Annotated in this window: 21 protein-coding genes; 5 read left to right on the forward strand and 16 right to left on the reverse strand. The window is 68.7% G+C overall.

Annotated features, from left to right (window positions below; genetic code table 11):
• Nucleotides 1-86 precede the first annotated feature (86 nt).
• The 13 genes from ACQPY4_RS07715 to ACQPY4_RS07775 form a co-directional block, all read right to left on the reverse strand.
• The gene (locus ACQPY4_RS07715; protein ID WP_433333887.1) at nt 87-1,385 is read right to left on the reverse strand and encodes an FHA domain-containing protein; all 1,299 of its coding nucleotides are present in this window, start codon (nt 1,383-1,385) and stop codon (nt 87-89) included.
• Nucleotides 1,373-2,092, reverse strand: a complete 720-nt coding sequence (locus ACQPY4_RS07720) for a 4Fe-4S single cluster domain-containing protein (protein WP_433333889.1) — start codon at nt 2,090-2,092, stop codon at nt 1,373-1,375. Before ACQPY4_RS07720 ends, ACQPY4_RS07715 begins: the two co-directional genes overlap by 13 nt.
• Nucleotides 2,089-4,002, reverse strand: coding sequence for an AAA family ATPase (locus tag ACQPY4_RS07725; RefSeq protein ID WP_433333891.1), 1,914 nt, complete (start codon nt 4,000-4,002; stop codon nt 2,089-2,091). Before ACQPY4_RS07725 ends, ACQPY4_RS07720 begins: the two co-directional genes overlap by 4 nt.
• Nucleotides 3,999-5,135, reverse strand: a complete 1,137-nt coding sequence (locus ACQPY4_RS07730; protein WP_433333893.1) for a response regulator receiver protein — start codon at nt 5,133-5,135, stop codon at nt 3,999-4,001. The genes ACQPY4_RS07725 and ACQPY4_RS07730 overlap by 4 nt, the downstream gene beginning before the upstream one ends.
• Complete coding sequence (locus tag ACQPY4_RS07735; protein WP_433333895.1) at nt 5,132-7,351, reverse strand: serine/threonine-protein kinase; 2,220 nt, start codon at nt 7,349-7,351, stop codon at nt 5,132-5,134. Before ACQPY4_RS07735 ends, ACQPY4_RS07730 begins: the two co-directional genes overlap by 4 nt.
• Nucleotides 7,352-7,534: 183 nt before the next feature.
• Nucleotides 7,535-8,011: a DUF4282 domain-containing protein gene (locus ACQPY4_RS07740; protein ID WP_433333897.1), complete on the reverse strand. Its 477-nt coding sequence runs from the start codon at nt 8,009-8,011 to the stop codon at nt 7,535-7,537.
• Between the two features lie 229 nt (nt 8,012-8,240).
• On the reverse strand, nt 8,241-8,729 hold the full coding sequence (locus ACQPY4_RS07745) for a hypothetical protein (protein ID WP_433333899.1): 489 nt from the start codon (nt 8,727-8,729) through the stop codon (nt 8,241-8,243).
• 95 nt (nt 8,730-8,824) lie between these two features.
• Complete coding sequence (locus ACQPY4_RS07750) at nt 8,825-10,900, reverse strand: hypothetical protein (protein ID WP_433333901.1); 2,076 nt, start codon at nt 10,898-10,900, stop codon at nt 8,825-8,827.
• Between the two features lie 3 nt (nt 10,901-10,903).
• A complete protein-coding gene (locus ACQPY4_RS07755; RefSeq protein ID WP_433333903.1) occupies nt 10,904-11,146 on the reverse strand; it encodes a hypothetical protein in 243 nt (80 codons plus the stop codon).
• 103 nt (nt 11,147-11,249) lie between these two features.
• Nucleotides 11,250-11,522, reverse strand: a complete 273-nt coding sequence (locus ACQPY4_RS07760) for a WXG100 family type VII secretion target (RefSeq protein WP_433333905.1) — start codon at nt 11,520-11,522, stop codon at nt 11,250-11,252.
• A gap of 416 nt (nt 11,523-11,938) precedes the next feature.
• The gene (locus tag ACQPY4_RS07765; protein WP_433333907.1) at nt 11,939-13,489 is read right to left on the reverse strand and encodes an LCP family protein; all 1,551 of its coding nucleotides are present in this window, start codon (nt 13,487-13,489) and stop codon (nt 11,939-11,941) included.
• Nucleotides 13,490-13,689: 200 nt separating this feature from the next.
• Entirely contained in the window at nt 13,690-14,388 is a 699-nt protein-coding gene (locus ACQPY4_RS07770) for a hypothetical protein (protein WP_433333909.1), read from the reverse strand.
• An 88-nt stretch (nt 14,389-14,476) separates the two neighbouring features.
• Nucleotides 14,477-14,995 carry a hypothetical protein gene (locus ACQPY4_RS07775; protein ID WP_433333911.1) on the reverse strand — a complete coding sequence of 173 codons (519 nt, stop codon included), beginning with the start codon at nt 14,993-14,995 and terminating at the stop codon, nt 14,477-14,479.
• Between the two features lie 1,068 nt (nt 14,996-16,063).
• Here ACQPY4_RS07775 and ACQPY4_RS07780 point away from each other — a divergent pair.
• Nucleotides 16,064-16,921, forward strand: coding sequence for a serine/threonine-protein kinase (locus ACQPY4_RS07780; protein WP_433333912.1), 858 nt, complete (start codon nt 16,064-16,066; stop codon nt 16,919-16,921).
• Between the two features lie 274 nt (nt 16,922-17,195).
• On the opposite strand, the gene ACQPY4_RS07785 is transcribed toward ACQPY4_RS07780, so the two are convergent.
• From ACQPY4_RS07785 to ACQPY4_RS07795, 3 genes are all read right to left on the reverse strand, one after another.
• A complete protein-coding gene (locus ACQPY4_RS07785; RefSeq protein WP_433333913.1) occupies nt 17,196-18,833 on the reverse strand; it encodes an OmpA family protein in 1,638 nt (545 codons plus the stop codon).
• Between the two features lie 563 nt (nt 18,834-19,396).
• Nucleotides 19,397-19,972 (reverse strand): OmpA family protein, encoded by a 576-nt coding sequence (locus tag ACQPY4_RS07790; RefSeq protein ID WP_433333915.1) that lies wholly within the window; start codon nt 19,970-19,972, stop codon nt 19,397-19,399.
• A 5-nt stretch (nt 19,973-19,977) separates the two neighbouring features.
• Nucleotides 19,978-20,532, reverse strand: coding sequence for a hypothetical protein (locus ACQPY4_RS07795; RefSeq protein WP_433333917.1), 555 nt, complete (start codon nt 20,530-20,532; stop codon nt 19,978-19,980).
• 130 nt (nt 20,533-20,662) lie between these two features.
• Between ACQPY4_RS07795 and ACQPY4_RS07800 the strand changes: the two genes are divergently transcribed.
• The 4 genes from ACQPY4_RS07800 to ACQPY4_RS07815 all read left to right on the forward strand — a co-directional run bounded on the left by ACQPY4_RS07800 (nt 20,663) and on the right by ACQPY4_RS07815 (nt 25,190).
• On the forward strand, nt 20,663-21,229 hold the full coding sequence (locus ACQPY4_RS07800) for a hypothetical protein (RefSeq protein ID WP_433333919.1): 567 nt from the start codon (nt 20,663-20,665) through the stop codon (nt 21,227-21,229).
• Nucleotides 21,230-21,659: 430 nt separating this feature from the next.
• Nucleotides 21,660-22,463: a hypothetical protein gene (locus tag ACQPY4_RS07805; RefSeq protein WP_433333921.1), complete on the forward strand. Its 804-nt coding sequence runs from the start codon at nt 21,660-21,662 to the stop codon at nt 22,461-22,463.
• Nucleotides 22,464-22,476: 13 nt separating this feature from the next.
• On the forward strand, nt 22,477-24,423 hold the full coding sequence (locus ACQPY4_RS07810; RefSeq protein ID WP_433333922.1) for a fumarate reductase/succinate dehydrogenase flavoprotein subunit: 1,947 nt from the start codon (nt 22,477-22,479) through the stop codon (nt 24,421-24,423).
• Nucleotides 24,420-25,190 (forward strand): succinate dehydrogenase/fumarate reductase iron-sulfur subunit, encoded by a 771-nt coding sequence (locus ACQPY4_RS07815; protein WP_433333924.1) that lies wholly within the window; start codon nt 24,420-24,422, stop codon nt 25,188-25,190. Before ACQPY4_RS07810 ends, ACQPY4_RS07815 begins: the two co-directional genes overlap by 4 nt.
• Nucleotides 25,191-25,255: the final 65 nt, after the last annotated feature.

Genomic DNA, 25,255 nt, shown 5'->3' on the forward strand with positions numbered 1-25,255 from the left:
ACATGATCACGGGGTTGACCCGGCGAAGATCACAAATGTGAAACGGCGGCCCGGGAGACCCGGACCGCCGTTTCTGCGCCGTGCGCTCAGTTGAGCTGGATGGTGCCCGTCACGTCGGCGGCCAGGCGGAGCTGGTCGCCGTCGCGGAGCGGGGCCTCCACACCGCGGGGCAGGCGCTCGCCGTTGACGAACGTCCCGTTGGTGGAGCCCTCGTCCCGGACCCAGGCGGTGCCGGACGGGTCGAGCCAGACCGTGGAGTGGCGGCGGGACACGTTGTCGTACTGCGTGAACGTGGCCGCCACCGGGGACTGGCCCGCGTCGCGGCCCAGCACCAGGTGCTGGCCGACCGAGACCTTGAGCTCGCCGCTGGGGAAGTGCACCCGCAGGACGGGCGTGCCCTGCTGCGGCAGTGGCCTCAGGCAGGAGTCACACTGCGCCGCCCCCGGGTTGGACAGGACGGCCTCGCAGTACGGGCACATGAACGCCGTGCTGTCGATGCGCGGCGGACCGCCCTGGGCCGCGTCCGGCGGCAGCAGCGTGGCCTCGCGGCCGTGCTGCGGCTGCATCGGCGGCTGGGCGTCGTGCGGCGAGGGCGCGTAGGGAGCGTCCATCGGCCCGGGCTGCTGCTGGTGCTGCGGCTGCTGCGGGTCGGCCGGCGGGGGAGCGTACTGCTCCAGGTTCTGGGGCGGGCCCCACTGGTTCTGCGGCTGCTGTTGCTGCTGCTGGCCATACGGGTCCGGCGGCTGCTGGAACGGGTCGGGCGCCTGCTGCTGCTGTTGCGGGGGCGCGCCCCACTGGTCGGCAGGAGGCTGCTGCTGCCCCTGGCCCTGCGGCGGGCCGCCCTGCTGCTGGGGCGGGCCCCAGGCGTCCGGGCCCTGCTGCTGCGGAGGCTGCTGGTACTGCGGCTGCGGCGGCCCCCACTGGTCCTGCTGCCCCTGCCCCTGCTGGTGCTGCTGGGGCGGCGGCCCCTGCTGCTGCGGCGGGCCCTGCTGGTACGGGTCCTGCGGCTGCTGCTGTTGCTGGTAAGGATCCTGGGGCTGCTGCCCATACGGGTCCTGCTGCTGTTGCGGCGGCTGCTGCTGGTAGGGGTCCTGCGGTTGCTGCTGGTACGGCTGCTGCTGTTGCGGCTGACCGTACTGCGGCTGCGGCGGGCCGCCCTGCTGCGGCGGCTGCTGCTGGTACTGATCCCCGTAAGGCTGCTGCTGCTGTGGCTGGTTGCCGTAGGGCTGCTGCTGGTAGGGAGGCTGCTGCTGAGGGTCGCCATAGGCGGGACCCGGACGCGGCGGACCGCCCGCCGCGCGCGCCAGATTGGCGCCGCAGCTCAGGCAGAGCAGATCACCCTGCTGGAACGGCTCGTCGCAGACCGGACAGTTCAAGGTCGCCATGACACATCCCCCGCGCGCACCCCGGCGCGTTCTAGCGCTGTCGTGAGGTGCCCCATGTCACCCCTTCGCGGGATCCCGATGTAGTACACCCGCCTTCCCTCCGGCCCCTCGTCCACGGACACCTGTACTCGGGGCCCTGCCTCTTCTTCCGTCATCGCGGCGTCGTCCTCCAGTGCTCCATACCGCGCTCGCCCCAGCGGGGACAGCGGTACAACGCGCTGATTGGCCGACCCCCTCCAGAGTAGAGAGCCACTCTGGGGGTGTCGCCCCCCTGGGTTGAGCCGATCGACGTACGGCCCCGTAATGACGGCGTCACACATATCCAGGATCTCGCGCGTCTCTGCGGCACGCGAGAGCCGACTGTAGACATATCCGCTGTAGACGAGAATGTCCAACGGAATCGTCTCACGACGGGGCGACTCCCGCCACGTCCGGATGCCTCTGATCAGCGCGGACACCGCCTCGACCTGCTGAAACGGCTCGCCCCCGGAGATGGTGACCCCGTCCACCGGCCCGTCCAGGGACGCCAGCCAGCCCAGGACGGCCTCGATCGGGACGGCTTTGCCGGGATCTGATTCCCATGTGTCACGGGAAAGGCACCCTGGGCAATGAAGCGTACAACCCTGCACCCAGATACCGGCCCTTGTGCCCGGCCCCAGCGAGGTGACCGGGTAGTGGGCCTTGGCGAGCAGGAGCGTCGGGCTCACTGGATATCCAGATGGACGATGCTGCCCTCGCGGCGGATGCCGGTCACGGTGATGCGCTCGTCCGGCACCAGCTCGCGGTCGAAGAGCGCGCGCGCGAGCGGGTTGACGAAGAACGACTCCAGCGCCATCCCGATGCCGCGGCCGCCCTTGTCGAGCTCGTTGGTGCACCACTCGCGCAGGATCTGCAGGGCCTCGCCCTTGACCGCCAGCACCAGCCGGTGCTCCTCGGTCACCCGCTTGCAGATGTTGGCGAACTGGAGATCGAAGATCTTGTCGGCCGCGTCGCCGGAGATGAAGTCGAACACCACGATGTTGTCGCCGAACCGGTTGAGCAGCTCGGGACGGTTGAGCACCTCGGTGAAGTGGTCGGCCACCGCGTTCTTGATCCGGAGCTGGATCTCCTCGTAGGTCATGCCCGGCGTGATGTTCTGCACCCGGGTGGACGGCCCATACGGGAGATCGGGGCGCGAGGTGATGTCGCGTCCCTGGACGTACATCCCCAGGTTCGAGGTGAAGATCAGGATCGACTCGGAGAAGTGCACGGTGTTGCCGCGCCCGTCGGTCAGCCGCCCGTCCTCCAGGATCTGCAGGAACTTGTCGAGGATCTTGGGATGCGCCTTCTCGATCTCGTCGAAGAGGATCACGCGGAACGGGTCCTCGCGGACGGCGTTGGTCAGCTCCCCGCCCGCCTCGTGCCCGATGTAGCCCGGCGGCGACCCGATCAGCCGGTCGCCCGAGCCCTCGCCCGAGAACTCGCTCATGTCGAAGCGCAGGTAGGCCGACTCGTCCCCGAAGACCAACTCGCTGATCGCCTTGGCCAGCTCGGTCTTGCCCGTCCCGGTCGGCCCGGCGAAGAACAGCACACCGCGCGGCCGGCTCCCGGAGCGGGTGGCCTGCGCCCCCGATAGCCCGAGGACGGCCCGCTTAAGGATGTCGAGGGTCTTGGTGACCGCCTGCGGCTGCCCGATCACCCGCTCGGGCACCCGCTTCTCGCCCTCGAGGACGCGGCGGCGCAGATGGCCCCGGCTCCACGGGTTGTCCAGGACGCCCAGCTTGTAGGTGCGCACGGCGTCCGGCAGGTCGGACAGGTCGACGTTGCGCTCCTTGGCCAGCCGGGTCACCTCGATCATCGACTGGAGCGTCAGCCCGTCGGCCTGCTCGGCGAACGCGTCGCAGGCCGCCGCGGCGGCCTGGTCGGAGTCGGCGTCGGTGACCCCAAATGCCCGCGCCAGCAGCCGCGCGGTCTCCTGCCGGTCGCCCAGGTGCGGGCGCGGCAGTGTGATCTCGCGGACGTTCTCGTTGTCGGCGGTCAGCCACGGGGGAAGGTCACCCGGACGCTCCACCAGCCACAGGATCGGGTTGTAGAGCGGCTTGGGCCGCGGCCCCGGCACCCTTACCGGCCGCGCATTACGCGAGAGCTTGGCGCAGACCCGGAAGAAGTCGCGCTCGGCCGGTTCGAGGTCGGTCGGCGTCCGGGCGATTCTGGACGCCGACTCGATCACCACGGCCGCGCGGATGTTCTCGCTCGGGCTCGCCACCGCCGACAGGTACTTGGTCAGGCCCTCCAGCGAGGGCTTGTCGTCCGGCTTGAGCTTGCCCAGCAGCCGCTCGGCGTCCTTGGCGGCCTCCTCGCCGATCTCGTCGCCGGAGTCGGGGTGCACGGTGACGCCGTCCACCGGGTCGTACACGATCATGCAGGACGCCCCGCTGGAGCGCAGCGACTCCCAGAGCAGATCGCGCAGCGGCAGGAGCCGGGCGGGCCCGGCGCCCTCACTCGGGGGCGCCAGGAAGCTGTCGTAGAGGTTGCCCGAGAGCACGTACTGGGAGTGGACCGACAGCGTCGCGTCCAGCTCGCGGATGAAAGGCGGCCAGCCCGGCAGCCGTCCCCCGAGTGTCGGCGATTCAGTCACAGTTCACGCTCCCGTTGGCGCTCATTCCGTCCGGTCCGGGGCCTAGTCTGCCGTGATTCGGCCTTGACCGGCAGTTCCCGCACCCCCGGGTCGAGTCGCCAGGTGACGTCAGAGCCGATCCCCGCGGCCTTCAGACGCCCTCGCGCGGCCTCGAACTCCTCGCACCACTCCCGCTCGCGCTCGGCGTCCAGACGCCGGTCGTCCTCGCTCTCGGCCGCGCGGTCGCGCACCATCGCGGCCCGGACGTGCGCGGCGTCGTCCACCCGCATCCGGACGCTGTGGTCGGGCCACGACCCCTTGGTCAGGACGACCGAGCCGTCGTTCGCGGTCAGCGTCTCGAAGCCCTGCTCGACCTCGTAGCCGAGATCCTGGAACGCCGAGGTGACCGAGTGCAGGACATAGAGGCGCTCTGCCTCGGCCTGCTCGACGGCCTCCCGCTCGCGCGCGCGCCGCCGCTCCTCTTGTCTCTGTTCCTCGGCGCTCTTGTTGGCCGCCTGCACCCGTAGGCGCACCTCGGTCAGGACGCCCTCGGCCTCCGCCGCCGAACTCGCCTCGGCCAGCAGCCGCGCCGCCTCGGCCACCGAGCGGCGGTCGTCCTCGGTCGCGTCCGGCAGGAGCCGGGTCAGCACCCGCCGCAGCGTCTCCTGGACGTCCAGCGGCGGAGCGGCGGTGGCGGTCTCGCTGCGGAGCCCCTCGGCCGGGGCGGCGGTCTCGGTGCGCAGCCCCTCGGCCGGGGCCGCGAAGATCTGGGCCGACACCTCGGCCGCCAGCCGCTCGGCCAGTTCCCTCTCTGCGGCCTTGAGCGCCTCGTCGGTGGCCGCGCACCACGCGGTGAGCTCCTCGGGCGTCTGGTCCTCTGCGGGCGTCAGCGTGGCGGGCAGGCCCGCCAGGCCCTTCTCCCGCAGCCCCTCGATCCGCGCGTTGCGCTCGGCGACCTCCCGCAGCGCCCGGTCGAACGTCTCCGCCTCGGCCAGCGCCGCCGCGCGCGCCTCGGCCCGGCCCTCGGCCAGCGCCGCCAGCGCCTCGGCGCCCTTGCCCGCCAGCCCGGCCGTCCGCCCGAGCGCGCGGTTCATCCCCAGGCTGAGGATGACCGCCGCGTCCAGGACGATGTCGGCCTCGACCCCGCTGCTCATGCCAGTGCCCTCCGCCGCGCTTCCTCGTGCCCCTGCTTCCACCGATGCAGCCTGACCCCCGCCGCGACGGCGTGCGCGGCCGGGACGACCACCAGCACCAGCAGCCACAGCAGGCTCGCGACCGCCGTCAGCGCCGCCATCAGCAACAGGATCATCAGCAGCGGGACGATCCCGGCGATCAGCATGACCCCGCAACCCCGCCGGCTGGTCTTCTGCGCCGCGCCGGACACGGCCTTGGACGCCTTGGACACGCCGCCCAGCGCCTTGGACAACCACGACCACGCCCCGAAGGGCAGGTAATCGGCACCCTGAACCCGGGCCAGCATCACCTCGGCGCCACACTGCACCGCCCAGGCCAGCAAGGAGAACGCCAGCAGCACCCCGAACGCCACACCGGACGAGCGCTGCGCCCCCCCGACCGAACTCGTCCCCGAATCGTCACCGCCGAACAACGACCCGACCAGCCAGCTCCCCGCCAGCCACACCGCCAGCACAGGCAGCGACCACGCGACAGCCCGAACGACGGCCGAACCACGCCCGGCCAGACGCCGCTGCTCCCGTTCCCCCCAATTCGCCCGCAGCTCCCCAGACCGCCGCTCCGCCGCCTGACGTTCCCTGACGTTCGCCTCAACCTCGACCACCGCCGCCGGGGCCGCACGCGCCACCGCCAAAAGCCGCAGCGGATCGTCCCCCGAACTATCGGCCATCCAGTCGAACCACGGCACCGGATCACGCACGGACGCCCGCGCCCTAGCGGCCGCGTCCTCGATGCCTTGCCGCGCCTCCCCGGGACGCGCCGCCAAAGCCAGCAAGGTAAGAAGCACAACGGGCGGATCATCCACAGAAACAGGAGGCCCCCCGGCCACCCGAGGCGCATCTACACGCGCGCCCGCGTCCGGCAGCCGCGCCGCCAGCGCCGGCGGCGTCGCCTCATGATCGCGCAGCCACCGCGCCAGCTCGTTCCAGGTGGCCACATGGCCGCGCCACTGCTCGTCCACGCGTCCCAGCTCGGGCGCCAGCACCCCCAGCAGCCGCTGCTCCCACAGCTCCCGCCCGATCGCGCAGGCCGTCCGGTGATCGGGATGCGCCGGATCTCTGGCCAGCGCCGCCAATCCCCCCAGGTCCTCGGCCGCGACCCGGCGCCCCAGGAAGTGCGGCGGCAGCCCGGGATCGAGCCACCGCACCAGATGCAGCAGCTTCACGTCCGGCGGCAGCCCCGTGGTGAGCCGCCCGTCGATCAGATCGATCCGGCTGTCGTCCGGCACCGTGGCGAGCCACTCCCGCAGACTCCGCCACGCCTCCCCGGCCTCCCCGCGCCCAAAGAAATAGGACGCCGCAGCGTCCCAGTGCTCAATGAGCGCGCGCGCAAGCTCACCCCGGTCGTCATAGCGCCTTCCATTGAAAGGCAGCCCCGTCCCCCCGGAGACCTGAACCGCAGGCTCCTCCGCGACCGCCGGGGAGCCCCCGTCCAGCCACTCGGCGACCTGGACCTCCGTCCACCGCCGCCTGGGATCACGCGTAAGAAGCCCCTGACACAGCAACCGCAACCGCGGCTCAGCCACATCATCCGCAGGCACGGGCCGCGTAGCCAGATGGTCGACAACCGCCGTCTCACTCAACCCGATGAACGGCGGCCTCCCCGTAATGAGCTCCCGCACCATCATCCCGAGCGACCACCAGTCGCGCGCCGGAGAGACCTGCCCCGACAGCGACTCCGGAGCCGCGTACGCCAGCGTCCGCGACGACGACGCGAACACCACGCTCTGATCGATGACCTTGCTCAACCCGAAGTCGGCGATCGCCACCCGCAACGGCCGGACGCTCGTCACCAGCACGTTCTCGGGCTTCAGATCCCGATGGACGATCCCCACCGAATGCAACGCCGCGAGCCCGTCCGCCAGCTGCGCCACCACGGTGGCCGCCATCTCCTCCTGGGGCCCCGCCATCAGCCCCCGCAGGCTGCCCCCGGGTGCGTACTCGGTGACCTCATAGTCCCGCCCGTCGGCCTCCCCGGTCTCCAGGATCCGCACCACATGCGCCGACTCCAGCGCGGGCAGCTTCTCCCAGACGTCCCGATCGGCCCGATACCCCCGCCGGAACATCTTGACGACGAACTCGCGCCCGTCCGAATCCCGCACCAAAAGCAGATCGGACTCGGCCCCCTGCACCGGCAGCTCCGCCACCAGCGCGAACCGCTCGGCCAGCAGCCCCGGCAACCGCAACAACGCCTCACCGTGCGCCCCCGCGTCCCGCCGGGTCGCCCTGGGCCCGGGCACCTGCCCCTCCCGCCGGGTCACCCCCGGATCACGCCGCGTCCCCCGCGGGGAAGCGTCATCGAAGTCGGCCACCAGCACTGCCCCGTCTATGTCGCGTGACTCCAGCGAGCCTAACGCGCACCTCTAGATCTTGTCCTTGATGACCCGCAGGTACTCCGCCGACTTGAACCGCACCACCACAGCCTCCATCACGATCCGGACCATGAGCATCTCGAACAGCCAGAGCAGCGGGGTGGCGAGCGCCATGATGATCCCCCACGCCCAGAAGTTGTCCCAGGTGGCGATGTAAATGCCCAGGAAGAAGGCCACCGTGCACTGGAGGGTGACCAGCAGCAGGGCGACGATGTACCAGAGCTTGATCAGCTTGGGCGTGACGAGGTGGTTGAAGTTGGCGTCGAGCAGCGAGCCGATCAGCCCCTTGTTCGTCACCACGGCCGGCTCGGGCGGGGCCCATTCCTGACGCGACTGCTGCTGCGGTGGCGGCTGCTGGCCGCGCTCGGCCTGCGGAGCGGACGCCTGCCCTGGACGCGGCAGTGGCGGCGGACCGTAGGGGCCACCGGGCGGTTGCGAAGGCCGGCCGGGGTCGGATGGGTGATTCATCGCCGTCGCTCCTGGGTGAGATCCGCCTGACACAGGCTGACTCTAAGCCGTGCACCCCCGCAACAGCAGCAGGCGCCGCGACGCCCCCCGACCGCGCCGGATCCCCAGTGCGCCAAGGGGCCCGTGGGCCGGGTGTGGTGAAGCGGCGGTGCGCTCGGCCAAGGCGGTGCGCCCGGCCAGGGTGTCGGTGTTTGGCGGAGGGCGAGCCGTGGGCCGAACGCGCGATGCGTCAGGTGAGGCGGGGGGCGCAGCCGTGCATGCGCCCGAACCTCTGTTGCGCGATCTTCATAAAGGCGAACATGTCCCGAGCGGCGTCGCGGCCGCGCGCCACGCGCGCGAAGTCGATGCTGATCCAGGGGCGCTTCGCCCCGCACCGGAAAAGCGCGATGACGAAGTGCGGGCGGGCGTCGACCCCTGCGGTCGGCCTGGTCGCGGCCAGCCCTTGACCCAACTCAGGAGGCAGGGGGCGTGGTGAGTCGTCGGCCCAGGCTCTTTGCTGGCGTCGCAGGACGTTGTCGCCGTCGTCGAACGACCAGTCCAGCCCGAGAGGAGCCTCGCTTCCCGCGGCGTGAACGAGGCAGAGGCCGTAGTTGGTGCGGGGACCGTCCCAGCGCGTTCGTAAGGGCGTCTTGATCCCCGTGACCCGCCGGAAGGATCGCTCCGGGATGACGTCGCAGAGATAGGGAGGGACGTCCCTTACCGGCTGAAGGTCGACCACTGGCGCGAGGGGGCGGTTCTCGGGGGATCGAGTGCAGGTCGCGGTCGAGAGGACCAGGATCGCGATCAGAAATAGGTGGCGTGGTTTCACCGGCGTCACCGTGCGAAAGTAGTGCGAGCGTTCTGGCCGTCGCGGTTCTTGTAATGGCCTGCAGCCTCCCTCTGGCCGTTCTCGGTAGCGGAAAGAACGCGATCGCGAAGGTCATGAAGGTCGCTCTGTGTGGAGGCCCAGCGGAGAAACGCTTCGAACTCCTCGGCATTCATGCTTTCGAAGGGACGGATGGAGGGGTCGGGGCCGGGCGTCGCGAAGGAACGTCCCTCCAAATGCTTGCCGTCGTAGTGGCCGTGGGTGGTGAGGGAGGAGGCGATCATTTGGTTGAAGAGTTTCTCGATGGCTTCGGTGTTGTCTTTGGGAGTCATGATGGTGGGGTCGGGTTTGTCGGCGAGGCGTTTGGTGATCCAGGCGGCGGTGATCTCCTGGAGGTGGGTGACGGTGAGGTTGTAGCCCTGGGCGGCTACTGGGGTTCGGGCGGCGAGGTTTTCGCCGGCCTTTTCGGTTATCAGGCCGATGCCCATTTCTACATAGCTTTTGAGCTTGGCCTCGTCGGCGGCGAGGCGGGTGGTTTCGCCGGCGACGCTCTGGTTTCGGGCCTCCAGGAGGTGGCCGAACATCCAGCCTTCGACGACGACGGCGCTTTCGAGGTAGCGGGAGCTTCTGGCCATGGCCTGATCGAGGTTGACCTTGGCGTGGGCGATCTGGGCCTTGAGGAGCGTGTCGAAGGCGGTGGCGTTCCGGGTGAGGTCCAGGAGCAGGTAGTCGAGGTCGGCGTCGTTCATCGCGGTGCTTCCTGTTTGGGCGCCGTATCTGAACGATTGGTAGATGTCGTTGACCTTGGGAATGTGGGTGGCGAGGATCTGGGCCATTTGGGGGCGGAGGTTGGACAGGGCGTCGATTTCCTGGGTGTTTGCTGCCTGGATGGTTCCTTCTTTTACGTTGAAGGAGGTGTGGGCGTTGTCGGCGATGACCTTTCCCGCTTGGAAGGCCAGGCGTTCGGAGGTGGGGTCGTGGGCAGCGGTGGCGGTGGTGATGGTCGTGCCCAGTGCTTGGCCCTGGTCGCTGTTCGCCCAGGTGGAGAGGCGGTCGTGGAGGAGGTAGCCGAGGATGGGGCCGTTGTTGACGTCCTGGTCCAGCAGGGATTGGGCGGCTTGGCGGCCCGAGATGGTGGCGGCGTTGAGGAGGGGGATGAGGAAGTCGGTGGTGGGGCCGGGGGTGGTGGAGTTGAGGGCGAGGGCGTTGCCCAGGTGGTTTTTGCCGGTGAGGTCGGGGAGGGGACGGTTTTGGAGGCTGTTCTTGAGGGTGGCGTCGTAGGCGACCATGTCCTTGCCGATGGTCTGGAGGAAAGCTGGGGCGAAGCGGGTTTTGTCGGCCGCGCTGATGAGGGTCGATAGGGATTGGTAGCCGGCGACGCCGTTGGGTTGTCTGCTGAGCGGCGGGAAATTCGCGGCGCCCATGTGCTGGAGTTCGGCCAGGTATTCGTCACCCACGTAGCTTCTGTGGGTGGGGTTGGTGGCCAGGGCGAGGCTTCGTCCCAGAATGGCGAGGACGGCCCGTGTGTCGCGGGCACGGTTCTGGACGCTGTCGCTCTGCTGACGGACGTCGCCGCCGAGGCGCAGGCAGAGGACCATCGGGAGCCTGAGGAGGGCCTCGGCGCCGAGGCCTTCGAGGATGGCCTTGGCGAACATCGGGGTCACGTCTTCGGGCGCGAGGTGCCGCAGGTTTCTGAAGACCTCGGTGTCGTCCTGGCGGAGCGAGATGAGCAGCCGGGCGACGTGGAGGCCGTCCGCGTAGTCGACCTGGTCGGTGTAGCGGTCGGGCAGTTTGAGATAGATGCCGTCGGGGCGGCAGGCGCGGAGGGCGATTTTCTGCCGGTCGAGGTTATGGGCCAGCAGGTTGCGGCGGCGCAGGTCGATGGCGGCCTCGCGCGTCCAGGCGGCGATGCGCTTGACCTCCATGGCCGGGGCGGTGCTCACCCCGGCGGCACTGAGGACGTGCCAGAGTTGACGTGACAATTCGTCCAGTTCGGGGGCGGCCCGGGTCATTTGCTGGGCCATCCGTTCGAAGGATGAGAGCTTCACGCCGCAGGTATCCGGCCCCAGCCATTTGTCGGTCATTGGTCAGCCCAGAGGGAAGAAGCGCGTTTTGTCCTCGATCAGGTCGAGTGCCTTGCGCAGTTGGGTGTGGAGGTCGCGGTCGCTGCGCTCCAGGCGGTCGGCGTAACCGGCGGCGGTCGTCCCGCCGACCCAGGCGTGATCGCTCATCGCCCGAAGCGGGCCCGCGAAGGTGTTCCAGTGCTGGTCGGAAAGCACCTGAATTCGGCTCGCCAGGTAGTGAAGTCGCATCCGCTCGGTTTCCGTCAACGCACGCCTCCGCAGCGCTCACGCTATTTGGGCCCCGAATTGCGAGTAAAAAGCGGGTCCCGGCCCCGGGGGGTCAGGCCGGGACCCGCGGTCCAGGGGGTGATCAGCGCGTCGCCGCTTCGATGTTCTGCTGGGAACGTTTGATGTCCTGGCCGCCCTGTTCGAGGGCGAGGGACATCCGGTCGAAAGCCGTTTTGGCTTCGGCCCAGGCGCTGCGGAAGCGGTCGGCGCCCGGCCCCCACCACACCTCGGTGCTGGACACGGTGCGACCGTTCAGGTCTTTGATCAGACCATCGAGGTTCTTGGAGTGCCTGCTGAACATCCGGGACATTTCTTCCAACGCCCCGATACTCGCGCCCCGTTTGTCGCCACTCATTGCCCGACCCTTCGTCGATTGGAGTGGCGCCAGCTTACGACTCCGCGGCGGGTCTATCCAGCGGCCAATCGACGACCGTCACCGAATTCTAGCCATTTGCTCCGTTGGGCCGATGATCGACCGGGCTTTGAACCTCTCTTGACCTGCGGCGATGGCGGCCGGTCGCAGGATTTTCAGTATTTGAAGCGTGGTCGATTTGAGTGATTGTCCGGGTGCCGGCTATTGGCTGGATAACCATTACCGAGGGGTGGGAGTTTGCTGTGTGGCAAATAACTCTCGCCGAGGGGATGCCTACTTCGTCCAGTCGAGGAGGGGGATTCTCCCGTTTGGGGCGGATATGCGCTCCCTTTGGCCTTGGACGTGCGCTGGGGGCGTCCCCGTGGAGTGGGACGCCCCCAGATTCGCGTGCGTTGGGGCTACTTGCAGGGGTTTTTCTGGCCGGCCTTGACGCCGCCGGAGACCTGGGTGAGGGCGGGCGGGGCCATCCGGACGCCGGGCTTGCCGATGACCAGGCGGACGCCGTCCTTCGGCGCGTTGGCGTCGGCCGCCAGGACGGCGTTGGGGACGACGGTCGCCAGGGCCGATGCCTGCCCCTCGGCACTGGGGGAGTAGACGATGCGGCTCTCGGACGCGTCGCCGTCCCGCTCGACCTTCTTGCTGACCTTGTAGCCGCGTCGCTTGAGCTGGTTGTAGATCCGCTTGACGAGCTTGTCGTCGCCGCCCGCGTCCACCACGGTGACGCGCACCTTGTCGGGGGCCGGGAGCGCGGGGCGGGGCTTGACGGGCTTGGCCGGTTCGGCGGGCAGGTCGTTGTCGTGCCTGATCGCCTCGAACAGCGGCTTGGCCTGCTCGTCGTTCCACTGGACCCGGTTGGGGTCGGGAGCGTAACCCTCGACGGGGACGGTGACGAAGCGAACCTGGCCCGCGCTCATGCCCTTCAGGCTGGACGCCAGCTTGCGCATCGTGCCGAGGTCGAGCTCATCGTCGGTCGTGATCGACTTGCTGGCGGCCTTGAGGAACTTGTACGTCTTGGCCGGATCGGTGAGGACCTCGCCGCTGGTGGCCTTGTTGACGACCGAGGCCATGAACTTCTGCTGGCGCTCGATGCGTCCCAGGTCGCCGCCGTCGCCGAGGGAGTAGCGCGCGCGCACGTAACCGAGCGCCTGCTCGCCCTTGACGGTCTGCTTTCCTGCCTTCAGCGAGAGCTCGGCGCGGGGGTCGTTGACGGGCTTCTCGAGGCAGACCTCGACGCCGTCCAGCGCGTCCACCATGCGCTTGAACCCGGCGAAGTCGATCTGGACGAAATGGTCGATGTGGATGCCCGTCAGGGACTCCAGGGTCTTCCAGGTGCAGGTCGGGCCCGCGTAGGCGAAGGCGGCGTTGAGCATGCCGAACTGCGCGGGGACCTCGCCGCCCTTCTCCTTCTTGCACTTGGGGATCTTCACCATGGAGTCACGGGGGAAGCTGATCCCGACGGCCTGGTCCCGGTTGGGGGAGATGTGCAGCAGGACGGCCGTGTCCGAGCGCGCGCCGGTCATTCCGGCCGCGGCACCGTATCGGGCGTTGTCGCCGTCCCGGGTGTCGGACCCGAGGAGCAGGATGTTGAGCGACTTGTTGAGCTTCTTGGGACGGGCGCCGAGCTGGCCCTTGGCGTTCTTCTGGTCGATCCCGCCGACGATGTCGTAGTAGAGGCCGACGGCTCCCGCGCCCGTGACCAGCAGCAACGCGGCCGCGCCCAGCGCGGTGCGGCGCAGGGCCTTCTGCTTGCGCGTCCGAACCTTGCGCGCCTTCTTGGACGCGGGTTCGGAGGGCGCCGTCTCGTCAGCGGCGGCGCTCGCGGAGGACGCGGCCTCGCTGTCGGGCGCCGCAGTCCCGGTTTCGGGGGACGTGGGCTCGCTCTCACCTTCGGATTTCGGGGTGGCGGCGTCCCCCGCGAGGTCGTCGCGGCCGGGTTCTTCGGTGCTCATCCGGTCCTGTCTCGGGCGGGCCCTGTTCGGGCTCAGGCGGTGCGTGATGCGCTAGTTTATGCAGGTCGCGGGGGTGCGAGTGATTTGCGAACAACGCTGGTCAATGTGTTGGATGCTTGAGCCGCCGAACTGGTTGACTTTCGGGCCCAAGAAAGCCGGGGCTCCGGGCGTCCCGGAACCCCGACTTCCCGCTGTGTCCGTCAGGTGTACGGGTTGCCGCCATACGGGCCGCCGGGGCCGGGAGGCGGAGTCCCGTAGCCGCCCGCGTAAGGCTGAGGCTGGTTCCCATAGCCGGAACCCGGGGGCAAAGCGGGCGGCCCGTAAGCCGGAGCCTGCGGAGGCCCATACCCGGGCCCGTAGCCGGACGCGGCTCGCGCGACGGCCCGGGCGTTGAAGTAGGCGGTGGACGCCCTGTTCCAGAGCATGATCGTCGCGAGCAGCCCCATCAGCCAGATCAGGACGCTGAGCCCCAGGCTGACCAGCAGCAGGCCGGTCGCCCCGTCCGTGCCCATCAAGGCGACGAGCCCGAAGACGCCGAGCAGCATGAACAGGGTGTTGATGCCGAAGAACACGGTGCCGAGGATCCGCGCGTAGGCATGGCCCGCGCGGCAGGCGAACGCCATCCAGACCCAGAGCGCGATGTAGAACACACCCATGATCAGCGAAATGACCGCGGACACGGCCATCACGCCGCTCGCCTCGCCGTCCATGCCCGAGTCGTTCATCGCCATTCCGGCACCGACGCCGAAGACGACGCTCACGATCGTGCTCACCGCCGTCAACCCGGCACCGGCCAGCATGACCATGAAGGCCGAGTTGATCGCGGACGGCCGTTGGGGGCCGATTCCTCCCATCGGCATCCCGGGAGGCGGAGGATAGGGGGTCGGTCCGACGCTCATCGGCTTGCTCCGTCTCTAGGATGTCTGTCGGGTCAACGTACGGCCTTCACCTCCATGGTGAAAGCCAGGTCCCAGTCAAGTCGCCGAGTCAAGACCTCTCTTGCCCCGGAGGGCGAGGCCCGTAGAGCGGCTGGGCGCCATACGGGTTGACCGGCTTGAAGTAGGCCGAGGACGGCCTCGTCCAGAGCAGGATGACCACGGCCAGGCCAACCGCCCAGATGACGACGTTGATGACCGTCGCCGCGAACGGCGCCCCCACCGTGAACGCGGTGCCGTTCACCGAGCCGCTCGCATTGGTGAAGCCGCCCGACACCACGCTGAGCGAATTCAGCGCGAACAGCACCGTGCCGGCGATCCGCGCCCAGTTGCGTCCCGCCCTGTTCTTGAACGCCATCCACAACCAAAGCCCCGCGCAGACCACCGCCACCACGGCCGTCAGGCTGACGGCGCCGATCACCACCCCGTCGATGAACGTGTCGCTCGCCCTCTCACCACCCTCGGCCAGCTCCGACCGCACGGCGTCCCGGATCTCCCCGATCATCAAGATCGCGGCAACCGCACCCACCACCTCCAGGACCGCCGCCCCCGCCATCAGGAAGAACGCCACCCGAACCGCCTGCGGCACCGCCCCACCAACCCAAGCCCCAGGCCCCCCACCGAATATCCCCGCACCAAGGACTCCAATCTCGCGTTCTGACCAGTTATGACTCCCCAAACCGCCCCCTGGATCCGCCCTCCCACCCACATTCCAAACAATCCACCCCGCCCTCCCACCGCCTCGCCCTAACCACCACCTCGTCCCGTCCCGCCACGTCCCGTCCCGACACCCCTTCGAATCGCCACCCTCGCCCTGGCCACCTCCCCCGCCGTGGCCGCCGTGCCCCACTGATTGATGGCTCGCGTTCATCGTCGGCCGCTGACCCGCGCTGGCCGTTGGCCGGAGTTGGTTGTTGGCTCGCGCTGGCCGTTGCACTCGCGCTGATTGCCGGTCGGCCGTGGCTGCCGACAAGCTGCCGTCGCCTTGCACTGACCATCGACCCGTGCGGGCTGCCGGCTCGCCAGCCAGGGCTCGTCTTTCGCGGACGGTCGCTTCCCGCCTCGCTCAACCGTCGCTGCCGACCCGTTCCTCAGCCTCTGACCCCGCTTTCCAGTTCTCGTCTGCGGGGTGGCGGCAGTCTTCACCCCCGTGCAATCAGCTTCGGCGTGGACGTAACCGCACCCCGGTCGGCTCGGGCGGGGACCCGTCCAAGCGCGGTGCAGGGGCCGTCGGACGGCGCGTCACCAGCGCGAGGACTGGCACGCCGTATCCGCCGACATGGCGGGACGTTCGCGATGGCTCCGGGTGGCGCCGTTAGCTGACCAGCCATAAGGCGCTCAGCCCCGTGCCCGTGGCGCTCTCCGTATGAAGGGACGGGGGTGCCGGGATTCGTGCCGTGCCAGGACTCGGGGTCCGCGTTGGGGCGGGCAGTTGGCGCTGGAGCGTCCACGTGCGGGGAGCCGAGGCACCCGTGTGAGAGGCGGACGATCGGTGCTGGGCCGGGTGCGTTATGGCGCAGGGGGACGAATTCGACCTGGCGCGGGGACGCATCAGGACGCGTTCCTGAGGATCGGCCGAGGGTGGCCTGGTGCTTGGGAGTGGACCGCCCGGGGTGACGGTTTCCGTACGATCGGAGGCGTGAGTTTGGGGTTGGAGATCGGTGGACGTTTCACGCTGCTTGACCGAATTGGGGCGGGCGGGTCCAGTCGGGTTTGGCGGGCTTTCGATCGGCTGAAGAGGGAGTACTGCGCGGCCAAGCTGGTTCGGCAGAGCGACTCCACCTCGATGGTGCGAGTAGTGCGAGAGCGGGCGATTCGTCTGGCTCATCCGCATGTGGTGACGCCCTATGCCTGGTATCCGGCGGACGACGATGTATTGCTCGTCATGGAACTGGTGCGGGGCGGCTCGCTGGAAACCCTTATGGGGGACTACGGGAGGCTGCCCGCGGCCTATGCGGCAGAGGTACTGGATCAGCTGTTGGCGGCGTTGAGCCATATCCACGCGGCGGGACTGATCCATCGGGACGTCAAGCCTGCGAATCTCTTGATGGAGCCCAGCGCCGTGGGGGCGCCCCACGTCCGCCTGAGCGATTTCGGGATCGCGTTGCGGGAGGACGGGGAGCGGCTCACGACCACCGGGTTCGCGGTGGGGACGCCGGGCTACCTTGCACCCGAGGTTCTGGAGTGGAACAGGCCGGGTCCGTCGCAGGATCTGTACGCGGCGGGCATGGTCTGCTGGCGAATGCTGACCGGCGCCGGGGATCCGGAGCCTCGCCAACGCATCGGGCACGTTCCCGGCGGGGTGCCCGCGAATCTGTGGCGCTTGGTCACGCACCTGTGCGCGGACGATCCGCGTGATCGTCCTGCCGACGCCGAGACCGCCCGTACCTTGCTGGCCGCGTGCGGCCTGGCTCTGAGCTTTCCGGTCCGGACGCTCGACGGCGAGCCCTTGCAGATCTTCGATCACCTGGGACCTCCGCCCTCGCCCGATAACTGAGCGGCACCGCGCCCGTCCGTACGAAGCGTCGGAGCTGGCGCCGGTGCATATCGCGAGGTAGCGAGATGGGCATGCAGACGACCCGTGCTGACGTCCGGCATGTTCCAGCCACGCTGACACCGAAGGTCGTGGTTCGGCGCGGTGGCCCCAGCCATCCGGGGACGTCCTCCGGGGATTGGGTGGTTACGGATGTCGGAGGGAGGTTGGGCTGTGCCGGGGCGGTGGTCTCTAGGTTCGGGCTGGTTGGGGCGGTCGGTGTGGTTCGGGGGTGGGGCTACTGGATGGGGATGTTGGGGAATTTGCCGAAGGCGCCGGCGTCGAAGGTGACTGACTTGACGTTGGGTGGGGGCGCGGGGGCGTAGAAGAAGCCGCGGTTGGAGGTGTTGGGTTTCTCGTTGAACACCGTCCAGCCGGAGTCGACGAAGTTGAGGTTGACCGGCTGGTTCGGGGGTGCGGCGGGGCCCATGCGGACGGCTCGGTAGATGATGTTGGTGGCGGGGTCGGACACGGTGAAGGCGCCGAATTCGCCGTAGCTGCCTCCCTCGCCCATGTAGTCCTCGGTCGGGAGGATGTCGCGGGGGCCGAGGTTGGTGATTTCGAAGACCGCGACCAGGTAGGCGCCGTCCCGGTAGAAGGCTTTCACGTCCATGCGTCGCTTGGTCTTGATGGTCCAGCGGGTGAAGTCGACGGTTCGGGTGGCGACGGTGGGGCCGTCGGTTGGACGGAACGGGGCTGGGGCGCCGGTGCCTATGGCGCGCTCGTCCTTCTGCTTGCGCTCGGTGGCGGTGGACGACTGGGTGCTCTGTTGTTTGATCTTGTAGGAGATTTCGACGCGGCGGTTCTTCTGACGGGCTTGCTCGTCGTCGGCGCCGCCCTCGGCGGCGACAGGTTCGGTTTCGCCCTTGCCGTCGGCGCGGTACTGGTAGGCGGTGCCGAGGCGGTTGCGTAGTTCGGTGAGGACGGCCTGGGCTCGTTGGTTGGAGAGCCGCAGGTTGTAGGGGTCGTCGCCCTTGGTGTCGGTGTGGCCGGTGATGATGACCGGAGGCTTGGCCGGGTCGGCGTTGGCCTTGGTCTCGGTGGCGACCTGATCGAGGACCTCTTTGGCTTTGGCGGTGAGGGTGGCCTTGTCGAAGTCGAAGAGGACGTCGGTCCGGAGGCCGATCTTCTGCTCGGTGTTGGTGGTGGTCGTGGACTTCACCGTTCCCTCGGTGAGGCTGTAGAGATCGGTCGTCCCGCCGCTCATGGGGCCGTTCTGCGGGCGGGTCGGGAAGGCGACCGTGCTTCCTGGGGCGGGGGTCGTCCCGGGGCTGGGCACCGGGGCGGACGGGGTCATGGGTCCCTTGCCATCGACTACGGGGACGCCGGTGTACTCGCCCGCCGTGGTGGGGGTGGCGACCGTGAGCGTCCGCACATGCGCGGGGAGGGGTGGGAACGCCAGGACGGCCTCGTAGCGCGCGCCGGGTGTGACGAGGTTCGCCAGGTCGCTGCCCACGGTCTTGCCATTGCCGTTGTCGTCGTACATGGGCGTGTACGCCTTGTTGTGCACCGGGTCGATCAGCGTGAAGTGGATGTTGTTGAAGGCCGACCCCGCCACGGAAGTGGCATAGGAGAAGTGATGAGTCTCCTTGCTGGGGTTGGCGACGGAGAAGCGCAGCACGGACCGGTCGGGGTACCGCTCGATCTGCTTCATCTCCAACCGCGACACACGTCCCATGGCGAACGCCGACACCGCGTTCTTGACCATCGGCCCGGTGTAGCGCGGGCTCGACTTGCCGACCTTCGGTTTCTTCTTCTCGTCCGGTTCGTCATCGATTCCGCAACCCGCGGCGAGTGCCGTAACCAGGACGAGCGCGGCGGTGCTGTGCAGCAACGGGCCGCGGCCTCGCACAGTGAGGCCGGACGTGACGCGCATGAGCAGGACTCCCTTCGAAGCTGAACCAGAACGAATGAACGAGTCGTGCCAACGAGACAGGTCGAGGAGGGGCCGGAGGCCACTTCGGTTCAGTGCGACCTGACCCCCTCTCCAACCGGCCCGTCTGGTGAGGCGAGCGGTGCGAGGTGTGTCAGACGTATTGCGGGCATTCCGGGTTTGTGCGGGGTGGGTGTCTGATGCGGGGGCGGTAGAACCGCGCTGTTCTAATGAGGTTGCGTCCCAAGTGAGGTTGCGACGCGTCGCGTTTGCTGTGGTGTGGGGGGCGTCGGTGCCGTGCCAGCCACTCCGTGATGTGTTTGGGGTTGCGCCGTGCCGTATCACGCGGCGTTGTGTTCGGGGTGCGCCGGGCGTAGGTCGTGCCGTGCTGCGGCGCGCGCTGCTGAGTGGTGTCGCGATGGCGCTGCGTTGCGTCGGTCGGCAGTGTCGGGCGGTTCCACGCCAGGACGGTCTGGACTCGTGGTGTGTTGTGTCGAGCCGCCGTTGCGCAGCGTCGTGCCCTGTGGGGCGGCGGGGTGGGACGAGGTTTGTTGGCGGGGGCGGGGTCATTTGGTGAAGGTGATGTCTACCCGGCGGTTCTTGGCGCGGCCGTCGGGGTTGTCTTTGTTGTTGAGTTGGTTGAGGGCTACGGGTTTGGTTTCGCCGTAGCCCTTGGCCTCGATGCGGGCTTGGGTGAGGGCGCGTTCTAGTTCGGCTTTGACTGCCTGGGCGCGTTGTTCGGAGAGGCGCAGGTTGTAGTCGGGGGCGCCGACGCTGTCGGAGTGGCCGGAGACCTCGATCTTGCCGTTGGCGTGGCTGAGGCGGGGAGCGAGTTCGGCGAGCTTGCGGCGGGCGATGGGGGTGAGGGTGGCCTTGTTGAAGTCGAACAGGACGTCGGCGGAGATGCGGACGGTGACCCGGGCGCCGTTGGACTCCTCGGACTGGAGCGGGACGACGAACTTGGACGGGTCGATGGTGCGGACGTGGGCGTCCGGCTGGATGGAGCGGATGCTGCCGTTGGCGTTGATGGCGCGGACGGCGTTCGCGGCGTTGGTGGCGGGGACGTCGGGGTCGGCCGTCGCGATGGAGGGGATGCCCACGAGCAGGGCGAATGTGGCTGCGAGCACGGTGGGACGTCGCATTGGGCTCACCGCTTGACCGGGATGTTGCGGAACGTCGGCCAGGAGCCGTAGTGGAGGTCGAGGGCCTTCACGTTCTCGGGCGGGGCGGCGAAGGTGTAGGTCAGCAGGCCGGGCTGGCCGGTGGCGATGTGGGTGAAGACGTCGTCGCTCTGGAGTTCCTTGCCGCTGGAATCTCGCACGACGATGTAGCGCTTGAGGTTCACCGGGTCGATGAGGGAGACGCCCAGGCCGTTGTTCCCGTTGAGCTCGTACGGACTGGGCTTCTGGCTGACCCCCTGCGGGACGTGGGGGGTGAGCTGCACGGAGAGGGTGGCGAGCTTGCCTCGGACCTTCAGGCTCATGATCGCGATGTCGACCTTGGCGCCCGGGGCGAGGCCGGACGGGAAGGCGGCCTTCACGATCGCGTCCTTGTCGGAGTCGACGGCCGGTTTGCCCGCGGCGACCGCGGCGGAGCCGCCCTTGCCGCCGTCCGGCTCGTCGTCGCCGCCCGGGAGGCCGGAGCAGCCGGCGAGCAGTGCGGTGAGGAGCACGATCGTCGTGGCTCCGCGTTTCACGTTCATCCGTGCCTTCCTTCGTCGGCGGGCGAGGGATCTTCGCCGGACTTGCCCGATCGCATATGCAAATGACCTTTGCCGTGGCACCATGGTCGCGGGTCGGTCGTTGGCACAGACGAGAACGTAGCGTTTGCAAATGCGAATCGTCAAGGGGGGGTGCGGATTGAGTTCCGCCGAGGACACCGTCGTCCGGAATCAGGCCTTGCAGGTCGAGTGGTACGGCGAGCCGCTGGGTGCGCGGTTTCGGCGCGTCCTGGATCGGCTCGGGCTTCCGCAGTCGGGGCTGGCCGCGGTGCTGGGGCTTTCAGCGCCGATGTTGTCGCAGCTGATGTCGGGGCAGCGGGCCAAGATCGGGAATCCGGCCGTGCTGAGCCGCCTGCTCGCGGTGGAGGAGCTGATCGCCGATCCGGGGTTCGGTGAGCTGCCGAAATCGGAGATCAAGCGGCATCTCGAACGCATTCGGGGGGAGTCGGCCGCCACGACGACCGGTGCCCGGGTGACGGCGACGGGACGCGGCTCGGCGGAGTCGCCTGTGGCCGCGCTGCAGTCGTTGCTGCGCTCGGTCGCGTCGGCCGCCGAGATCGAGTCGGCGGCCGGGAAGATCGACGGTGATCTGCCGGAGCTCGCCGAACTCCTGCGCGTCATCGGCAACGGCCGGACGAGCGAGGCCGAGGCTCATTACAGGCGCGTTCTCGGCCGCTGACCCGGACTCTGCCGGGCGATGCCCGTGCCTGGTCTTGGTCTCACGGCCGCGCCCGGAACGTCGGGAGCTTGGTGGTGGATGGTGCGTTTTCGCGTGCTGGGCGTTCCGCGGTTTGGGCTGGTCGCCTGTGTTCGGCCGAGGTGGCGCTCAGCCGCGCCTCATGCCTTGGTGGTCTTGTGTTGATTCCCTGGGCTCATCACTACTGGTTATGGGGTTTGTGCGGTGCAGCAGGGGGCGGGAGACGCTAAAACCTGTGGTCAGGGTCACATCAAGGCCTGGCTGTTATGTATGTCACAGTGTCCGCCGGTCGGAGTAGGGTCGCTTCGCTGGAAGCGCACACGCGGCGTCACCGCCCGCATGCGGCCGAGGCGCGACGGCGGCATGGGTGCGCTCACCCGGGACCCGATGACCCGAGCTCAGGAGAGCATCGATGAGCACTTTGGAGGCGCCCGACAAATCGCGCGCCCAGATCAAGGAACGCACGCTCCGTAAGGACAATTGGCGGCTCTATCCGCTGATGACGCTGGTCATCTTCACCACGTGGGTGGTGTACGCGACCATCCGGGCGTTCTGGGGTTCCGCCTTCTTTGTCGAGGAGTACCACTACCTCACGCCGTTCTACTCGCCGTGCGTGAACGACGCGTGCGGGCCCGCCGCGGAGTTCGGGACGTTCCTGCCCGAGAGCACTCGGGGATGGATCCCGTTCGGGGCGGTGTCGCTGCCGTTCCTGCTGCTGTTCCGGCTGACCTGTTACTACTACAGGAAGGCCTACTACCGCTCGTACTGGGCGTCGCCGCCCGCGTGCGCGGTGCAGGAGCCGCACAAGAAGTACAGCGGAGAGCGCCGCTTCCCCCTGATCGGCCAGAACCTGCACCGCTACTTCTGGCTGTTCGCGTTCCTCATCTCCCTCATCAACACCTGGGACGCCGTCCGCGCGTTCCACGGGGAGGACGGCGGCTTCGGCATCGGCCTGGGCACCGTCATCATCTGGGCGAACGTGATCCTGCTGTGGGGTTACACGCTGTCGTGCCACTCGTGCCGTCACATCGTGGGGGGACGGCTCAAGAACTTCTCCAAGCACCCCGTCCGGTACTGGATGTGGGGGCAGGTCTCCAAGCTGAACGAGCGGCATGGGCAGTACGCGCTCATCACGCTCGGCTCGCTGATGCTGACCGACCTGTACGTCGCGTTGGTCGCCAGCGAGACCATCTCCGACCTGCGATTCTTCAACTAGGGGCCCAGAGATCATGACTGAGATCGAGAGGCACGCCTACGACGTCGTCGTGATCGGCGCCGGGGGCGCGGGGCTGCGCGCCGCGATCGAGGCGCGGCTCCAGGGCAAGCGGACGGCGATCATCTCCAAGTCGCTGTTCGGCAAGGCCCACACGGTGATGGCCGAGGGCGGCGCCGCCGCGGCCATGGGGAACGTCAACTCCAACGACAACTGGCAGGTGCACTTCCGCGACACGATGCGCGGGGGCAAGTTCCTCAACAACTGGCGCATGGCCGAGCTGCACGCCAAGGAGGCCCCCGACCGCGTCTGGGAGCTGGAGCACTGGGGCGCGCTGTTCGACCGCACGAAGGACGGCAAGATCAGCCAGCGGAACTTCGGCGGTCACGAGTACCCCCGACTCGCGCATGTCGGCGACCGGACGGGCCTGGAGCTGATCCGCACCACGCAGCAGAAGATCGTGGCGCTCCAGCAGGAGGACCACCGGGAGCTGGGCGACTACGACGCCCGCATCAAGGTGTGGGCCGAGACGACCGTGACGCGGTTGCTGCTGGACGGCGACAAGATCGCGGGCGTGTTCGCCTACGTCCGCGAGACCGGCAAGTTCGTGGTGTTCGAGGCGCCCGCGGTGGTGCTGGCGACCGGTGGCATCGGCAAGGCGTTCAAGGTCACCTCGAACTCCTGGGAGTACACCGGCGACGGGCACGCCCTGGCGCTGCTGTCGGGCGCGACGCTGCTGAACATGGAGTTCGTCCAGTTCCACCCGACCGGCATGGTCTGGCCGCCGTCGGTGAAGGGCATCCTGGTCACCGAGTCGGTGCGCGGCGACCGCGGCGTCCTGAAGAACTCCGACGGCAAGCGGTTCATGTTCGAGTACATCCCCGAGGTGTTCAAGGACAAGTACGCGACCTCCGAGGAGGAGGCCGACCGGTGGTACGACGACCCCGACAACAACCGGCGTCCCCCCGAGCTGCTTCCGCGTGACGAGGTCGCGCGCGCGATCAACTCGGAGGTGAAGGCCGGACGCGGGTCGCCGCACGGCGGTGTCTTCCTGACGGTCGTCGACCGGATGCCGGGCGGCGCCGAGGAGATCAAGCGGCGGCTCCCGGCGATGCACCACCAGTTCAAGGAGCTGGCGGACGTCGACATCACCAAGGAGCCGATGGAGGTCGGCCCGACCTGCCACTACGTGATGGGCGGCGTGGAGGTCGACCCCGACACCGGGGCGGCGCTGGTTCCCGGGCTGTTCGCGGCGGGCGAGTGCTCGGGCGGCATGCACGGTTCCAACCGGCTGGGCGGCAACTCCCTGACCGACCTGCTGGTGTTCGGGCGCCGGGCCGGTCTCGGCGCGGCGGAGTACGTCGATTCGCTGGAGGGACGTCCGGTCGTCCCGGAGGCGGAGGTCGAGGCGGCCACCGCCGAGGCGCTGGCCCCGTTCGAGCGCGAGGACGGGGAGAACCCCTACGCCGTCCACGCCGAGCTGCAGCAGACGATGAACGAGCTGGTCGGCATCATCCGCAAGGAAGAGGAGCTGGAGAAGGCGCTGGAGGGGCTGGTCGCGCTGCGCGGGCGGGTCGCCAACGTCAGCGTGGCCCCGGTCGCGGTGAACGACGGCCGCGGCTACCACCCGGGTTGGCATCTGGCGCTCGACCTGCGCAACATGCTGATCGTCTCGGAGGCGATCGCGAAGGCGGCGCTGGAGCGGCAGGAGAGCCGCGGCGGCCACACCCGCGACGACCACCCGGGGATGTCGGCCGACTGGCGCAAGATCAACCTGGTGTGCCGGCTGTCGTCCGACGGCACGTCGGTCGAGCTGCGGCGCCAGCCGCTGGAGCCGATGCGCGACGACCTGATCGGCCTGTTCGAGACCGACGAGCTGAAGAAGTACCTCACCGCCGAAGAACTCCCGGCCGACGAAGGCGCAGAGCTCCCGGCCGCCGACGCAACCCCGGAGGAGAAATGAGCTACGAGGCCAAGTTCCGGGTCTGGCGCGGCGACGCGGGCGAGGGCGAGCTCGCCGACTACAAGGTCGAGGTGAACGAGGGCGAGGTCGTCCTCGACATCATCCACAGGCTCCAGGCCACGCAGGCCCCCGACCTCGCGGTCCGCTGGAACTGCAAGGCGGGCAAGTGCGGGTCGTGCTCGGCCGAGATCAACGGGATGCCGCGCCTGCTGTGCATGACGCGGATGTCGACGTTCACGCCGGACGAGACGATCACCGTCACGCCCGTCCGGACGTTCCCGGTGATCCGCGACCTGGTCACCGACGTGTCGTTCAACTACGAGAAGGCCCGGCAGATCCCCTCGTTCGACCCCGGGGACGTCGAGCCGGGCGACCTGCGGATGCAGCAGGTGGACGTCGAGCGCTCGCAGGAGTTCCGCAAGTGCATCGAGTGCTTCCTGTGCAACAACGTCTGCCACGTGATCCGCGACCATGAGGAGAACAAGGAGGGCTTCGCCGGGCCGCGCTTCCTCATGCGGATCGCCGAGCTGGAGATGCACCCGGCCGACGTCCAGGACCGGCGTGAGATCGCGCAGGAAGACCACGGCCTGGGCTTCTGCAACATCACCAAGTGCTGCACCGAGGTGTGCCCCGAGCACATCAAGATCACCGACAATGCGCTGATCCCCATGAAGGAGCGGGTCGTCGGGCGCCGCTACGACCCTGTGGTGTGGCTCGGCAGCAAGCTCGGCATCGTCAAGAAGGGGCAGGACACCCCGTCCGCCTGAGGCGTCGTCCCCACCCCTCGCCCCACCCGGCGAGGGGTGGACGACGTTGCGGGCGGCGTGCCCCC

The sequence above is a fragment of the Spirillospora sp. CA-294931 genome, assembly GCF_050946795.1.
Classification (GTDB): domain Bacteria; phylum Actinomycetota; class Actinomycetes; order Streptosporangiales; family Streptosporangiaceae; genus Spirillospora.

Coding starts and splice junctions, on each gene's coding strand:
- ACQPY4_RS07805 (WP_433333921.1), top strand. CDS start 21,660: ATGAGCACTTTGGAGGCGCCCGACAAATCGCGCGCCCAGATCAAGGAA.
- ACQPY4_RS07815 (WP_433333924.1), top strand. CDS start 24,420: ATGAGCTACGAGGCCAAGTTCCGGGTCTGGCGCGGCGACGCGGGCGAG.
- ACQPY4_RS07795 (WP_433333917.1), bottom strand. CDS start 20,532: ATGAACGTGAAACGCGGAGCCACGACGATCGTGCTCCTCACCGCACTG.
- ACQPY4_RS07730 (WP_433333893.1), bottom strand. CDS start 5,135: ATGAGCAGCGGGGTCGAGGCCGACATCGTCCTGGACGCGGCGGTCATC.
- ACQPY4_RS07800 (WP_433333919.1), top strand. CDS start 20,663: ATGCGAATCGTCAAGGGGGGGTGCGGATTGAGTTCCGCCGAGGACACC.
- ACQPY4_RS07785 (WP_433333913.1), bottom strand. CDS start 18,833: ATGCGCGTCACGTCCGGCCTCACTGTGCGAGGCCGCGGCCCGTTGCTG.
- ACQPY4_RS07810 (WP_433333922.1), top strand. CDS start 22,477: ATGACTGAGATCGAGAGGCACGCCTACGACGTCGTCGTGATCGGCGCC.
- ACQPY4_RS07790 (WP_433333915.1), bottom strand. CDS start 19,972: ATGCGACGTCCCACCGTGCTCGCAGCCACATTCGCCCTGCTCGTGGGC.
- ACQPY4_RS07765 (WP_433333907.1), bottom strand. CDS start 13,489: ATGAGCACCGAAGAACCCGGCCGCGACGACCTCGCGGGGGACGCCGCC.
- ACQPY4_RS07760 (WP_433333905.1), bottom strand. CDS start 11,522: ATGAGTGGCGACAAACGGGGCGCGAGTATCGGGGCGTTGGAAGAAATG.
- ACQPY4_RS07770 (WP_433333909.1), bottom strand. CDS start 14,388: ATGAGCGTCGGACCGACCCCCTATCCTCCGCCTCCCGGGATGCCGATG.
- ACQPY4_RS07750 (WP_433333901.1), bottom strand. CDS start 10,900: ATGACCGACAAATGGCTGGGGCCGGATACCTGCGGCGTGAAGCTCTCA.
- ACQPY4_RS07715 (WP_433333887.1), bottom strand. CDS start 1,385: ATGGCGACCTTGAACTGTCCGGTCTGCGACGAGCCGTTCCAGCAGGGT.
- ACQPY4_RS07740 (WP_433333897.1), bottom strand. CDS start 8,011: ATGAATCACCCATCCGACCCCGGCCGGCCTTCGCAACCGCCCGGTGGC.